At 45.8% G+C, this 15,424-nt stretch carries 13 protein-coding genes; all 13 read right to left on the minus strand.

Translation table 11 applies throughout. The annotated features are described in order from the left end of the window. Nucleotides 1-283 precede the first annotated feature (283 nt). A complete protein-coding gene (locus AC1RRX_RS10505; RefSeq protein ID WP_007409824.1) occupies nucleotides 284-1,465 on the minus strand; it encodes a serine hydrolase domain-containing protein in 1,182 nt (393 codons plus the stop codon). Between the two features lie 166 nt (nucleotides 1,466-1,631). Beyond that, nucleotides 1,632-2,675, minus strand: a complete 1,044-nt coding sequence (gene recA, locus AC1RRX_RS10510; RefSeq protein ID WP_042635205.1) for a recombinase RecA — start codon at nucleotides 2,673-2,675, stop codon at nucleotides 1,632-1,634. Between the two features lie 170 nt (nucleotides 2,676-2,845). After that, complete coding sequence (locus AC1RRX_RS10515) at nucleotides 2,846-4,096, minus strand: competence/damage-inducible protein A (RefSeq protein WP_042635204.1); 1,251 nt, start codon at nucleotides 4,094-4,096, stop codon at nucleotides 2,846-2,848. A 17-nt stretch (nucleotides 4,097-4,113) separates the two neighbouring features. Continuing rightward, the gene (pgsA, locus tag AC1RRX_RS10520) at nucleotides 4,114-4,695 is read right to left on the minus strand and encodes a CDP-diacylglycerol--glycerol-3-phosphate 3-phosphatidyltransferase (protein ID WP_007409821.1); all 582 of its coding nucleotides are present in this window, start codon (nucleotides 4,693-4,695) and stop codon (nucleotides 4,114-4,116) included. 72 nt (nucleotides 4,696-4,767) lie between these two features. Then, on the minus strand, nucleotides 4,768-5,667 hold the full coding sequence (locus tag AC1RRX_RS10525; RefSeq protein ID WP_014417801.1) for a helix-turn-helix domain-containing protein: 900 nt from the start codon (nucleotides 5,665-5,667) through the stop codon (nucleotides 4,768-4,770). A gap of 18 nt (nucleotides 5,668-5,685) precedes the next feature. Beyond that, complete coding sequence (locus tag AC1RRX_RS10530) at nucleotides 5,686-6,477, minus strand: DUF3388 domain-containing protein (protein WP_007409819.1); 792 nt, start codon at nucleotides 6,475-6,477, stop codon at nucleotides 5,686-5,688. Between the two features lie 127 nt (nucleotides 6,478-6,604). Next, a complete protein-coding gene (locus AC1RRX_RS10535) occupies nucleotides 6,605-6,862 on the minus strand; it encodes a DUF3243 domain-containing protein (protein ID WP_003154150.1) in 258 nt (85 codons plus the stop codon). A gap of 75 nt (nucleotides 6,863-6,937) precedes the next feature. Further along, nucleotides 6,938-7,666 carry an elongation factor P 5-aminopentanone reductase gene (gene ymfI, locus AC1RRX_RS10540; RefSeq protein ID WP_038463882.1) on the minus strand — a complete coding sequence of 243 codons (729 nt, stop codon included), beginning with the start codon at nucleotides 7,664-7,666 and terminating at the stop codon, nucleotides 6,938-6,940. Between the two features lie 59 nt (nucleotides 7,667-7,725). Beyond that, a complete protein-coding gene (gene yfmH, locus AC1RRX_RS10545) occupies nucleotides 7,726-9,012 on the minus strand; it encodes an EF-P 5-aminopentanol modification-associated protein YfmH (RefSeq protein ID WP_038463879.1) in 1,287 nt (428 codons plus the stop codon). Continuing rightward, nucleotides 9,009-10,289 (minus strand): EF-P 5-aminopentanol modification-associated protein YfmF, encoded by a 1,281-nt coding sequence (yfmF, locus tag AC1RRX_RS10550; protein ID WP_012117578.1) that lies wholly within the window; start codon nucleotides 10,287-10,289, stop codon nucleotides 9,009-9,011. Before yfmF ends, yfmH begins: the two co-directional genes overlap by 4 nt. Before the next feature lie 151 nt (nucleotides 10,290-10,440). Next, the gene (locus AC1RRX_RS10555) at nucleotides 10,441-13,560 is read right to left on the minus strand and encodes an MMPL family transporter (RefSeq protein WP_144464344.1); all 3,120 of its coding nucleotides are present in this window, start codon (nucleotides 13,558-13,560) and stop codon (nucleotides 10,441-10,443) included. Beyond that, nucleotides 13,560-14,015, minus strand: coding sequence for a MarR family winged helix-turn-helix transcriptional regulator (locus tag AC1RRX_RS10560; protein ID WP_003154157.1), 456 nt, complete (start codon nucleotides 14,013-14,015; stop codon nucleotides 13,560-13,562). Before AC1RRX_RS10560 ends, AC1RRX_RS10555 begins: the two co-directional genes overlap by 1 nt. Nucleotides 14,016-14,121: 106 nt before the next feature. After that, nucleotides 14,122-15,351 (minus strand): bacillibactin exporter BcbE, encoded by a 1,230-nt coding sequence (gene bcbE / locus AC1RRX_RS10565; RefSeq protein ID WP_007409814.1) that lies wholly within the window; start codon nucleotides 15,349-15,351, stop codon nucleotides 14,122-14,124. Nucleotides 15,352-15,424: the final 73 nt, after the last annotated feature.

The raw sequence follows: 15,424 nt of genomic DNA on the forward strand, positions 1-15,424 counted from the left end.
TTGCTATGAACTTGGTTTTTGCTTAAATAAGTGCCGGCATGTACATTGTCTGATTTTCTCAACATACAGAACCTTCACAGGGAATGAGTCTCTCATGCCCTTGTCAAGTTTAAATGGTTTAACAATCATGTTAAAAAAACAAATGTTACAACTTCATTGTAATTGTGTCGGAAATACTTGTCAAGCTTGCCAGCTTAACGATTCGCCTTCAGCTCGGATCTTCGCCCATGTATATATCATACCATACCATACCTAGATCCGCTTTTCGTGAATGACGGCTCTGTTAGTCCGGCTGGTTAAGCAATTGGTAAATTCTATTGTTTACCTGTCCTAATTTGGCGTTATTCTGAATGTTTGACAGTAATATGACATATTTGCTTGCCGAATGGCTGAAGCTGTTCAAAATGTTGTAACCGGGCATAACACCGTGATTGGAATAGCTTCCCGGATCAATGTAAAACCCCATGCCGTAAGCGGCACTGCTTCCTGCTGTAAACATTTTTGTGAAGCTTTCTTTTGAAAGGAGCGTGCCGTTTACGATCGCTTTATCAAATTTATAGAGATCTTCAGCGCTCATATACATGTCGCCCGCCCCGTACAGCTGCGATAAGTCCAAAAGGTGCGGCGTTACAAGACTGCCGCTCTCATCGACTTTGTAGCCGACGGCAGGATATTTGGCTTTGGCAAATGTTTTGTAAAATCCGGCATGCTTCATTCCGGCCGGTTTGAACACGTGTTCTTTTATATATTGTTCATAAGACTCCCCGCTGACTTGAGATACGATATAAGCAAGCACTGAATAGTTGGAATCCCTGTAATCCCAAACCCCGGGCTGCCGTTTAATTCCGCGGTATTCTATATCCTTGATTAAATCAATTGGAGAAATCGGTCCCTGTCCCTCAATATGCCCGTTTATGCCGGACGTATGATTGAGCAGGTTTTTCAATGTAATGCGCGTGCCGTTAGGAAAATTCGGCAAGTATGTACTGACGGGGTCACTCGTCTGCAGCAGCCCTTTTTCTTCAAGCTGCAGGACAGCCGTCGCGATTAACGCTTTTTGTGAAGAACCGATATAATATGATGTCTCCGGATTGTTTTTAATTTTTTGTTTTCGGTCCGCATAGCCAAAGCCTTTTTTCAGCACAACTTTTCCATCTTTTACGATCATTGCCGTGCCGCTGAACCCGATCTGTTGCAAGTAATTGCTGATCTGTTTATTGTGATCGATTGATTTAGGTGTTTTCTCTTTTTGCGTCTTTTCTTTTTTCTGTTGAGTCTGGTCTTTTGAAGTATCAGATTGAGCGGCGGGAGCGTTTTTAACGGATTCCTTCTCCCGGTGATGCGCCGTGACGGTCCAGATCATAATAAAAACAGTGACAAGCAGCAGAAAAAGAAACAGCCCTCCCGTTTTCATCAGCTTCTTCTTTCTTTTTTTGTTAATTCTTGTGCGGCGGGGGCTCGTCATCTTTTTTCCTCCTCAGATATAATTTCAACTTTCGCCATGATGTTAGACGAGTGAAGGGTGAAAAAAGTTGTAACATTTCAGATAAAATTTTCCGAAACAGCCAGTGTTTTTTTAAACACACAAAAAAAGAGCGGAAATTGCTTATTCCGCTCTTTTGATCGTGTTTTTATTCTTCTAATTCCATCTCTTCCTGAGTTTCTTCCGCTTTGTCCGTTACACCGTTACTGTCTAAACCGTAATGTTCACGGATTTGTTCCTGAATCATCAGCATGATGTCTTTATTTTCTTTTAAGAACTGCTTGGCATTTTCACGGCCCTGACCGAGGCGTTCTTCTTCATAAGAATACCACGAACCGCTTTTTTGCACGATATCCAGTTCAGTTCCAAGGTCGATGATTTCCCCTTCTTTGGAGATTCCTTCACCGTACATAATGTCCACTTCAGCCGTACGGAACGGAGGAGCGACTTTGTTTTTTACGACTTTAATTCTCGTTTTATTCCCCATCACGTCGTTGCCCTGCTTTAATTGCTCGGCACGGCGCACTTCAAGGCGCACGGAAGAATAGAATTTCAGCGCGCGGCCGCCCGGTGTCGTCTCCGGATTTCCGAACATAACGCCGACTTTTTCACGAATCTGGTTAATAAAGATTGCGATTGTTTTAGATTTATTGATGGCGCCGGAAAGCTTACGGAGCGCCTGAGACATGAGACGCGCCTGTAAACCGACGTGTGAATCACCCATGTCACCTTCAATTTCAGCTTTTGGAACAAGCGCCGCAACAGAGTCAACGACTACGATATCAACAGCTCCGCTTCGCACCAGCGCTTCAGCAATCTCTAGCGCCTGCTCTCCCGTATCCGGCTGAGAAAGCAGAAGCTCTTCGATATTGACACCGAGCTTTTGCGCGTAAACAGGATCAAGAGCATGCTCAGCATCAATAAATGCTGCCTGTCCGCCTTTTTCCTGAACCTCAGCGATTGCGTGAAGCGCTACAGTCGTTTTACCTGAGCTTTCAGGTCCGTATACTTCAATAATCCGTCCGCGCGGGTATCCGCCTATTCCGAGAGCGGTATCAAGTGCAAGGGAACCGCTTGGCACCGTTGAAATTCTTGTATCCGTTTTTTCTCCGAGCTTCATGATGGAACCTTTGCCGAATTGTTTTTCTATTTGCTTAAGAGCCATATCTAAGGCTGCCTGACGATCACTCATTTATTTTTTCCTCCTTTATCTTGCCACTACATATACTATACCTTGTTTACTGGCATTTGCCAAGAAAAAAGCGAACGCATATTCGGATTTTTTCCGCGTTCGCTTTTCTGCAAAAGAGCATAATTTCCCTTATAAAACTTAAAAATCAGAGAAAACGGCTCTTTAAAACTTTATTTTTGATCCAGCATTTTCATAATGAGATGGCAGCCGTATTTAGCGGCGCGCTTTCTGATTCCGGTTCTTGAGCCGGCAAAGTTAAATTCGTGCACCTCTTCTTTTCCTTCCGCCGCAATGCCGATAAAGACGCGGCCCGGCGCATGCCCTTCCTGCGGGTCGGGACCCGCCACCCCGGTAAAGCTGATGCCGATATCGCTTCCGGTCAGCTTTCTCACACCGGCTGCAAGCTCTTTCGCACACTCTTTGCTGACCGCTCCGCTTTCTGCGAGCGTCTCAGCTTTCACGCCGAGCACATGCTGTTTCACGCTGTCGGAATAACAGACAACGCCCCCTGCAAATAGTTGAGACGCACCGCTTAAATCAGTCACCCACTCTGAAAACAGGCCGCCTGTAAAGCTTTCGGCAGAGGAAATCGTAATTCCGTTTTGTCTGCATGCTTTTGAAAGCTCCTTCACCAGAGACGTATCATCATATCCGTAGAAAAATTCACCGACACGTTCTAAAATGGCGGCTTCCGTTTCTTTTAAAAGCCGTTCTGTTTCTTTTTCGTCGGCATGTTTCGCCGTTAAACGCAGCGTGACCTCTCCGTCAGCAGCAAGCGGCGCAATCGTCGGGTTCGTCTGCGCATCAATAATATCTTCTAAATCAGCTTCAAGCTGGGATTCACCGATTCCGAAAAACCGCAGCACGGTTGAAACGATTTTCTCATTAGAACCGAGCTTTTTAAGAAGCAGCGGCTTCGCTTCATTTTCAAACATCGGACGCAGCTCGCTCGGCGGCCCGGGAAGCAGCATATAAAGCCTTGAGCCGTGCTCTGCAAGCATTCCCGGCGCCATGCCGAAATGATTCGCCAAAACGTCTGAGCCCTCAATGACGAGCGCCTGTTTGCGGTTATTCGGCGACATGGTCCGTTTTGTTTTCGCGAAATATTCTTCGATCGACCGGAATGCTTCGTCATTCAGAACGAGCGGACGCCCCAGTGTGTTTGCAATGGTTTCTTTCGTCAAATCGTCCTTGGTCGGTCCGAGGCCGCCTGAAAAAATAATCAGGTCTGAGCGCTCTTCGGCAATGCGGATGACTTGCTTAAGCCGCTCCGGATTGTCACCGACAGCGGTATGATAAAACACGTTTACACCGATTTCCGCCAGCTCTTTACTGATAAACTGCGCGTTCGTATTGGCGATCTGGCCGAGCAGAAGCTCCGAGCCGACTGCAATGATTTCTGCTTTTTTCGCTATTTCCATCTTTAAGTCCTTCTTTCTTAGTTAGATGTTTTTAACGCATCCCAGTTCTTCGCAAAATAATCCCAGCCGGAAATGACTGTGAAGAGCACGGCCACCCATAAAGCGATATCGCCGAACGGGAAAGAAACGAGCTCAAACGGAAGATTATGCAGCAAAAGCGCGGCAACAGCGATGATCTGAGCCCATGTTTTAATTTTCCCCAGCATATTGGCGGCTACAACTTCCCCCGTTCCCGCCAGCACAAGTCTTAATCCCGTTACGGCAAATTCGCGGCTGATGATGATGATGACCATCCACGCCGGCGCAAGGTCAAATTGCACAAGCGTAATTAATGCCGCGGACACCAGCAGTTTGTCAGCCAGCGGATCTAAAAATTTCCCGAAGTTTGTCACGAGGTTCAGTTTTCTGGCATAGTAGCCATCCACCCAGTCAGTCGTTGATGCGATAATGAACAAAACAGCTCCCGTAAGATGCGCGACCGGAATCGATTCATCCCCTATATGAACGCTGCCCCACTGAAAAGGAACAAGCATGATAATCATAAATACAGGAATTAAAGCGATTCTTGCCAGTGTGATTTTATTCGGTAAGTTAAACATAAAGCCCCTCCAATATATGTACTCGGACGTGAAGAAAAAGTCATCTTAATCGTTCAGATGACTTTTCCCCTTTTATTTTTTCATCTTGATTGTGATGGTCTGCGCCATCACATCATGCGGATTGAGTTCATAGGACAGAACCTCTCCGTTGATTTTAATTTTCAGGTTAGGGGCATAGCCCGTGCGGATTTCAATCTGCTTTTGATCCGTGACGTCTTTTTTAAAGGTTTCGCCTTTTTGCAGCGTTCCTTCTTTTAAAGAACCGCCGCTGTCATCACGGACGCGGATCCATGCGCTGTCAGAAGCAATCAGTTCAAGCTTATACTTATCTGCCCCGGAGACGTTGTATGAAGAAGCCGAGCCTTCCGTTCCGGCCGCTTTGATCTCCGTCTTTTCACTGCTTTTTTCTTTCTTTTTCTGCTCTGACGCTTTTGTGTCCTTTTTGTCTTTTTTGCTGTCAGATTGCGCTTCGTCATTTGTATTGCCGTCGTTTTTCAGCGCAGAATCCTTAGGAATCTCATACTTGCTCTCACTTTGGGTGACGGCCTTATCTCCATCTGTCTGCCCGGATTTGCTCATTCCGAGCTGAATAATCGCATAAATGATCGCGATGACGATAATGACACCGATGACGACAAGGACGGTCGGAAGCCATTCCGCCGCCTTTGAAGCGGACTTAGGAAGCTCCCTTTGCATGGCGAGACCGGAGATTTTTTCCGACACATCGTCATGGTACGTGTTAGGGATGTCTTTTTTATATTCTTCAAATAACTGATCTGAATCAAGCCCGACAGCTTCAGCGTATTGCTTGATAAACGCCCGCACATAAAAATTGCCGGGAATGACGTCATAATTGCCTTCTTCCAGAGCGGTTAAGTATCTTTTCTGAATTTTCGTCGCCGCCTGGAGTTCATCCAATGACATCCCTTTTTCCTCTCTGGCTTCTTTAAGCCGGATTGCTAATTCTGTCACAACAAACACCTTCCAATATTAAAAATCAAAGCTTGAAAAACCGGTCTGATCAAATATTTGCGGTTCTTCTGCATGTTCATATGTAATAACTTCGTCAGGATCATTTCTGAGTTCGATAATGTAATCGAAATCATCGAGCGTATACTCCGAATTTTGAACAAAAATATCCGGGTGCTCCACGACCTTTGTCGCCGGAAGCCGCATAATTTCACTGACGAGCTGAAGATGGCGCTCAGATCCCCGTCTTGTCGAAACGATGCCGTCGAGGATAAACACGTTTTCCGTGCTGTATTCATCGGCAACCAGCTGGCTCCGGATCGTTTGTTTTAGCAGCGTTGATGATACGAAAAGCCATCTTTTGCTGGCACAAACGCTTGACGCAACGATGGACTCCGTTTTTCCGACCCTCGGCATTCCCCGGATTCCGATCAGTTTGTGCCCTTCTTTTTTAAACAGCTCGGCCATAAAGTCAACCAGAAGACCGAGCTCGTCCCTTTCAAAACGGAAGGTTTTTTTGTCATCGGCATCACGCTGAATGTATCTTCCGTGGCGGACTGCGAGACGGTCGCGAAGCCTCGGTTCTCTCAGCTTCGTTACCTTAATGGTCTCCATTGTTTTTAAAATTGATTCCAATCGTTTAATTTGATCTATATGCCGGCATCTGAGCAGCATTCCCCTTCTGGAAAGGTCGACACCGTTAATTGTGACAATATTAATTGACAGCATCCCGAGAAGAGATGAAATATCCCCGAGCAGGCCGGGGCGGTTCACTTGAATTTCATATTCAAAATACCATTCGAGCTTTGCCAAATGATATACCCCCTCCATTGTGGCAAATTTTTACCTTCCTTTATCATAAAACATTTTTCTCTAATTAGAAAGAAGAATGTTGCTCTATAGAGGAAAACATAAAAAAAGAGAGGAGAAATCCCCCCTCTTAATGAGTGCTGTTATTTTCAACAAGCTTCACCATCATATTTGCGATGGCGCGCTGTTCATCTTCAGAAGCAACGCTCCAAAGATCAGCAAGCACTTTTTCCTGATGGTTTTTCGAGTCGACTTCGTTCGCAAGGTAACCGCCGATTTCTGTAGCGAGGTCAGTGATCGTTTCATCACTCATCCCTTTTTCCTGCGCATAGTTCAATCTGTCGCCAAGGAAATTCTTCCAATTATCCCAGTTTTCTAATACTGACATGTTGGGTTCCTCCATTTCATCTGTTGTTACAAAATTATTTTGTCCGTACAGATGCAAACTATACACACATTTTTTTCAGCAGTGCCAGCCGCCGTTTACGGATAATATATGCCCCGTAATATAGGAAGCCTTGTCCGATAATAAAAAGGCCGCCGCTTCGGCGATTTCCTCCGGCTTTGCCAGCCGGCCCGCGGGAATTTCCTCTGCCAACGCTTCTTTTTCATCAGACGTGAACTGATCAAGCATATTTGTATCAACGGCACCCGGCGAGACTGCATTCACGCGGACGCCGCTCGGAGCAAGCTCTTTGGCAAGCGCTTTGACGAACGAATGCTGCGCTCCCTTGACCATGCTGTATAATACCTCGCACGATGCGCCTGTTTCTCCCCAGACGGAACCGATCGCGACGATGCCCCCGCTTTTTTTCCGGATCATGCCGGGCATCAGATTACGCGCCAAAAGAAACGGACTCGTTACATGCAGCTGCACCATCTCCCGCGCCGTGTCATCCGTAACGTCCGTAATCAGGCCGAAATGACTTTTGCCGCTGTTTAATACCAGAGCATCCACAGGCTGCTTAACGGAACGGCTGAGTGTCTCCGCGCCATCCGGTGAGGACAGATCCGCCTGAATAACGGAGGCTTTTACGCCGAATGATGCGCTCAGCCTTTCCGCAAGCCTGTGTGCGGCTTCCTTATTAGAATGATAATGCAAGAGGACGTCATATCCGTTTTTTGCGAGGACTTCACTTATACTTTGTCCGATTCCGCCGCTTGCTCCGGTTACGAGCGCTGTCTGTTTCATCAATCAATACTCCTTCTTTCCCCAGAAAAACATCCCTCAGGGCGTGAGGGATGTTTTTGTTATGATTTTGGCACGACTTTGCAGACTGTCAGCCTGTCTTCTGATATTTCTTCTTCAATGACCCGCTTTACGTCATCCAGCGTAATCTGCTCCAGTACGGTTACGACATCAAACAGACTCATATCTAAAAAGGCGTAGCGTGTGAATTGGTTGGCGATATATTCAGGCGAATTGAGCGCTTTTAAGAATGACCCGATCTTCTTTTTTCTCGCAAGATCAAGTTTTTCCGCAGTCACGGCTGATTCCGCATCAAGCAGCATGTGTTTTAATTCGTCAGCGAGCTTATCCGGCTCCGGTGTATCTCCTCCGACAGAGGCAAAACCGAATCCGTATTCAGCCGTGTAATCGAAGCTGAAGGTCTCATCAATGTAGCCTTTGTCGTACAAGTCACCGTAATGCGGTGAGCTTTTTCCGAAGAGACATTCAAGCATGAGGTTCATGCTGAGCTCGTGCTTTAACAGCCCCCGCCCCGTTTTATAAGGGTCTTTCGCCTTTAAACCGACAAGACATTTTGAGCCTTGCACGTTCATTTTTAATTCCTGCTCCCGGCGGAAAACCGCTTCCTGCTCCTGAACTTCTTCACGTTTGATTTCGGGCTGGTCTGTAAACGGCTTTTTCTCCTGGTTTTTCCGCACCTGGCTGATGACCGCTTCAGGATCTACGGGACCGACGATAAAGAGCAGCATATTGCTCGGGTGATAAAACGTTTCGTAGCACTCATACAGCAGATCTTTCGTAATATGTGAGATGCTCTCCACCGTTCCGGCAATGTCAATTTTCACGGGGTGGTCTTTATACATATTTTCGATAAGGCCGAAAAACAGCCGCCAATCCGGATTATCATCATACATATTGATTTCCTGGCCGATGATGCCTTTTTCTTTTTCAACTGATTTTTCCGTGAAATACGGGTCCTGAACAAAATCCACGAGTGTTTCCAGGTTTTTCTCCACATTAGAAGTACTGGAGAACAGATAAGCGGTTCGTGTAAATGATGTAAAGGCATTTGCCGACGCCCCCTGCTTACTAAAGTCCTGAAACACGTCGCCGTCCGCTTTTTCAAACAGTTTATGCTCCAGAAAATGCGCGATTCCGTCAGGGACGTGTACCATTTCTTCCTTATTTAAAGGAACGAATTGATTGTCAATGGAACCGTACTTTGTCGTAAACACGGCGTATGTTTTATTAAAGCCCTGTTTCGGCAGCACATAGACATCAAGGCCGTTTGCCATTTTTTCATGATACAGCGTTTCCTGAAGCTGTTCGAAGTTTATCGGTTTAGTCAAGATGCTCCCCCCGTCCCTTTTAAGAAATAAGTCGTATCCAGCTTAATGTTCTTTCCGACATTGATAATGTCCTCTTTTGTCACTTTCTCGATATTGTCAAGGAATCTTTCGATCGGTATCTCTACTTGGGCTGAGGCCTGCTGATACAGAAATTCCGCTAAGCCGTATGCCGTATCAATGGTTTCTAATACTTGATTTTTAATAACGGCTTTCGTTTGGGCGATATCATCTTCTGAAAAGTCACCGTTTTGCATAGCCTGAAACTGTTCTTCAATGATGGTGACGGCCTGCTTGTAATTTTTCACCTCAATGCCCGACATGACCATCAAAAGCCCTTTGAAACTTTCCACCCTTGAGGCTGCATAATAGGCGAGGCTCGCTTTTTCACGGACATTTATAAACAGCTTTGAATGAGAGAAACCTCCGAACAGCCCGTTAAACACCTGCAATGCCGGATAATCCGGATCTGTATATGTCGTATTGGTCCGGAATCCGATATTCAGCTTGCCCTGCTTGACGTCCTCTTCATCAATGACTTCCTTCGGATCGGGCTGTTCATTCGCCGCGCTTCTTTCAAAAGGCTGCAGCTCCCGTTCTTCCGTTTTAAAATACGTATCAACGGCCGTTTTCACCTGATCTGTATCAACATCGCCGATGACGTACAGGTCCAGCTGATCTTCGCGTATGGCTTTTTGATAGGCTTCATACAAATCTTGCGGTGTAATGTGTTCAACATCATCGAACTCGCCGTTGACGTGAAGGGCATACGGTTCGCTTTTGCACATTTCCTGAACGAGACGCAGATTAGAATATCTCATCTTATCATCATATACGGCTTGAATCCGCTGTTTCAGCGTCCGTTTTTCCTGCGTGACATAAAGGGGCAGGAAGGCGCCGTTTTCCAAAGCGGGCGAAAAGACAAGCTCTGATAAAAGCTGAAGGCCTTTTTCCAATAACGGTGTGCGGTCCTTCAGATACTTTTCATTAGGAATCTCAAGTCTGAACGTAATGACATGACGTTCTCCCTTTTTTGTCAGATCAGCTGAAACGGATGTGCCGTACAGCTCATCAAAATAAGACCGCAGATCAGCGGTTTTCGGGCGGCTTTCTGTTCCGCGCAGAAGCACATGCGGAAACAGCGCCCTTTTTGTTACGAGCTCTTTCGTTAAAGGAGCCAGCATTTTAAACGTCAGCGAAACGGTTTTAAATTTCTCGGTCTTTACGATGTGGGCGGTGATCCCGCCGTGCTTTGACTTCATTTCATTTACGTAAGTCATGTGAAACCTCCTTCGTTCATTCTTTCATAGTATGTATTATGACCAAATTTCAGCATTCGCAAAAAAGAGTGCGCAGATGTAATTATATCAACTGGAGGATTTATAAGGAAACAAAAAACCTCTGCCCGAAAACAGGCAGAGTCATTGAACGTTATTTTTTCAAATTGAAAGGCCACCAGTTGACTCTTCCGAATATTTTCACCATGACCGGTACAAAAAACGGAAGGACGACAATTGCGTACATGAGAAGGCCTGTTAATACCACGGTTGCAATCTGTAATAAGGAAAGAACGCCTGACGGCAGCATGGCCGCAAAGGTTCCCGCTAAAATAATGGCTGCAGAAATGATGACGGAACCCATATTTTTCATACTGCTGATCATTGCGGGTTCCGTTCCTTCTTTTTTAAGCTCATTAAAGCGGTCCATTAAAAAGATGGAATAATCCACGCCTAGAGCCATCAAAATGACAAAGCCGAAGAACGGCACGGCCCAGTTTACGCCCGGATACCCGAAGAAGTGTGTAAAGATGTATTCCGTCACGCCGATGGATGCGAAATACGTCAGTACGAGCGACGCCACTAAATAAACAGGCATAATGAGGGAGCGCAGCATCACGATGAGAATCAGAAAAATTCCCGCCAGCATAAACATGGCCGTCCGTTTGAAGTCTGAAGCCGAAACTTCCTTCAGATCGGCATTCATGCTGGAGACTCCCGAAACGCCGAAAGAGGCATTCTTCAGATCCGTGTTCGGAATGGCCCTTTTTACGCTCGCTTTGATCGCTTGAATATCTTGAATGGCCGTATTTGAGTAAGGATTGTTATCAAGAACGACAGTCAATTCTGTCGTTTTTCTGTCATCTGACATGTACGTATTAAACACGCTTGTGAAATCACTGTTTGTCAACGCGTCTTTCGGCACAAACCAGCCTGTCATTTCTTTGTCTGACGCCTTGTGAAGCTCACCCAGGTAATCATTCGCCCCCATCATGCCGCTTGATACTTTCTTAAGCCCTTTTACACTGTCGTTAAGGCCGGAAGAAAGTTCGCTGAGCCGGGAAGAAAAATCACCGAGACCGCTCTTCATTTTTTTCTGGCCCTCGGCGAGCTGTCCTGCCGCCGATTCAAGGCGCGGCATTTGTCCCGCGAGAGCCCCCTGTCCGTCTGACACTTGCTGCAGACCGTTTTCAATACTGGTCAGACCATTGATCATTGCGTTAATTTGAGTGTCAATCTTCTTCTGAGCGGCTGCCAGTCGGGCAAATTGTTTTTCCGCTTGCTGCAGATGAGCCTTTTGACTGTCGACCTGTTTAGAAAAAGCTTCTGCATCCGCGTTTGCCTTGGAAACGGCTGACTGTACACCCGTAAAGGCCGATTTGATTTCTTGGTAAGAGGGATCGGTTTTGACTGACGGTATTGACGCTTCCAATTTTGCAAACGGCAGCCGGGCAAGCTGCTTGTTCAAATCGGCAAGCTGTCTGCTGGCTTCATCTTTCATCGGCAGGACGGTTTTTACCAATTTTAAAGCGTTTTGCGTTTCTGAAGCGAGACCGCTGTTTTGTTTGAGCTGTGAAGTCAGCATTTGTTTTTGCTCTTCAATCCGCTTTCTCATCTGGGCGACGCCGGCTTTATTCTCGTTCACGCCAGCCTGCAGTTTATTCAGGTTTTCTCCTATATCAGAAAGCCCGGATTTCAGAGACAATGTTCCGTCAATAAGCTGATTGACGCTTTTGCCCGACTCTTCGATCTGCGGCTGTGAATCAGCTAACGACTTTGCGGCATGCCCTAATCCGTCCGTGATTTTTTCAAGTCCTGTATTGCCTTTATCAAGCCCTTCTTGAAGCTGCTTTGCCTGATTTGTGACAAATAATTGATTCAATCCGTTTCCAGCGGGGCGCGTGGCGCTTCTGACCGTTTTTACACCCTCTGTTTTTTCAAGTTCTCTGCTGATTTTTTCGATATCAATCAGGTGTTTTTCGGTATTTAATGTCTCATCATTTTTGATGACGACTGTGGCCGGAAGAAGTTCTCCCGGGCCGAATGCGTCTGAAATCGTATTAAACGCGCGGACGGATTCATATTTATCCCCGATTTCGTCAAGACTGTTGTAAGACAGCGACCCTTTGTAAAGAAGGATAGGCGGGACGGTGAATACCGCAACGATTGCAAGACTGATGAGCGGCCTTTTAAATGAAAACCGCCCTGACGTTTCCCATGCTTTGCTTTGAGGATGGGAAATATCGCCCTTAACAGGCCAAAACAGGCTTTTTCCTAAAACAGCCATAAAAAACGGCACGATCGTCATGAGCGCAAGCAGCAGCACCGCGACACCGACCGCAACGGCCGCTGCCGACTGATACAGCTTAAATGTCGCAAATCCGATGCAGGCAAATCCGATCAGCACCGCACCGCCGCTGTACAAAACCGTCTTTCCGGCCGTTTTGTAGGTGACGACGATCGCTTCTCTTATATCAGCGCCATGCGACAGTTCTTCTTTAAATCTGCTGAGAAGCAGAATGCAGTAGTCTGTGCCGATCCCGAACATAATCGCAACCATAAAAATCTGCGTAAAAGTTGAGAGCGGAAAATTCAGCTGATCGACTAAAAATGCGACAATCGACTGGCTGACTAAATAAGATATCAATACTGATAAAAGCGGCACGAACGGAGCGACCACTGACCGAAATACAAGGATCAGCACGATCAGGATAAAAGCGACCGTTATATATTCAGTCTTTTTCAAGCCGTCCTGTGAGCTTTTTAACACATCTTCGTCGATCAGCGATTGGCCTGTAATGCCGTATGATACGCCGTACGGTTTCAGCTGTTTATCAATTTTATTTTTTATTTCGATGATATCGTTTTTGGATGTATCAAGCTGCAGCTGAACGAGCATCGTTTGTCTGTCTTTTGAGAGCAGCTGTTTTTTAATGTCGTCATTTTTCTCCCCGAAGTATGAAGTCACTGTTTTAATCTGAAGCGCTTTTTTATGTTCAGACAAAGTGCTGACGGCTTCTTCCAGACGATTTTTTTTGTCTGTCATTAAGCCTTTTTCGTGAAATACGATGACGGCAGAAGAAGACGGTGCATCGGAATCAGACATTTCATCAAGCAATTCATGGGCGTAAGAAGAGGAATATCCGTCCGGTACGGAAATCTGCCCTTTCTCCCGTGTCAATTCAGCCATATCAGGCGCTGTAAGCATAAATATCACCGTTGCGGCGACCCACACCGCGGCGATGATCCAGCGGGCTCGGATAATGTTTTTCATTATGTCTGCTGATCCTCCTCAGTCATCATCAATCGATATAATTTTTCATATGTATTCACGAACATCTCCGCCTCGTCTTCATCAAAATACATAATATATGATCGGACGAGTTCCTCAATCCGCCGCTCCACACGGTGAAATACTTCCGTCCCCTTTTCCGTGACATTTAAAAGTATGCTCCGGCGGTCGCTTTGGCTGCGTTCTCTATTGATGTAGCCTTTTTCATACAGGCGGTTCGTCATAGATGTAATGGCGCTTTTATTGACGTGGCACACCGCGGCCAGTTCAATTGATTTGCAATCGGGATTGAGCATAATATAGCGGAGGATGTAATATTGATCCAATGTCAGTTCTTTGTTCACTTTTTCAGCGATAATGCTGTCAATTTTTTTTAAGACGTGCAAGTATACATCGGAATAACGCTGAATCAGCTGCTTTACTTTTTCTTCATGCACCTTTTCCCCCTCCTTCCGATAGTTAATATGTTTAACTATTAAAAAGGATAACGACTTGACGGTATCATGTCAATCTTCAAAATAAAATAAAAAAAGACAGTGCAGATTACACCGTCTTTAATGATTCCTTTTTTTCTTTTGCTTGTGATGAGATATTTAACAGCGCTAAAAATACAGACACAATGCCGCAAAAAGCGGATAAAATAAAAATCAGCCAGCCTGCATTTGACATCAGGGCAGCAAAGATCGGCGGTCCCGCCGCTACTCCGATAAACCGCATGCTGTTATAAAATGAGGTAATGGTTCCCGATTCCTCGTTGTCTACGCCTTCTGTGATGACAGCGTCTAAAGCCGGCAATGCCATTCCGATACCGATACCGCTGACACACAAAAAGATAAATAATAAATAAAAACTGTGATTCCACCATAGGCCGATAAACGACAGTGTCACGGCACTCATTCCGAAAACGATGCAAAACTTCATTTTGCCTTGGTCTTTTCCGATTTTCCTGCCTGCTATATATGAACTGACGGATAGAAATAAAAGCGGGATTGCCAAAAGCGCTCCTTTAGCCACACCGTCAATGCCGTATTTCTTCTCCAGTGAGTCTGATAAATAAAAAAGAACCCCGAACAGCAAAAACATAATCACGCAGCCGATGATAAAAACCGTAAAGAGCCAGCGTCCGTCACGCTTAAATATGCGGCCGACATTTTTCACAAATTCGGAAATAGAAGGCGCTTCTTTTTGTTCCTCCGGCTTTGCCACCAAAAACAATACGAGAAAAAAACTGATGAGCGAAAAAAACGGAATGAACCAAAATGGCATAAACCAAAACCATGCAGCCAAGAGCGAACCGAGAATCGGGCTTATTACTTTCCCGGCAGTGTTAGACGTCTCAATATCGCCGAGCCCCGCGGTAATCCGCTCATCATCCCCTTTGAATAAATCACCGATAAACGGCATCACTACAGGAGCCGCCCCTGCCGAACCGATTCCCTGCAGCACCCGCCCCGCCAAGATAATGGGATAAGGATGCTTGAACGCGGTGGAAGCTATCGCGGCAAGCGCTCCGCCCGCACCGGCTATGAGAAGACAAGGCAGAAGAACCTTTTTTCTTCCGAATTTATCGGACAGATATCCGGCAATCGGAATACAAATAATCGCCACAATCGAATAGACCGTTATAATTAACGATACTTGAAAAGACGATATGGACAGCTTCTTTTCAATCATCGGAAGCACAGGAATCAGCATGGAATTCCCGAGTGTCATCACGAGCGGTACAGAAGCCAGAGCAATGATATTTTTCGTTCCATTTTTCTTCTTACTCAACTTATTCACCCATTCACTATACTTGGTTGTTTCCTGTTTTATTGTGCCTTGCAGAAAACAAAGTATGTACTGA

The sequence above is a fragment of the Bacillus sp. GW821-FHT11D08 genome (assembly GCF_058808515.1).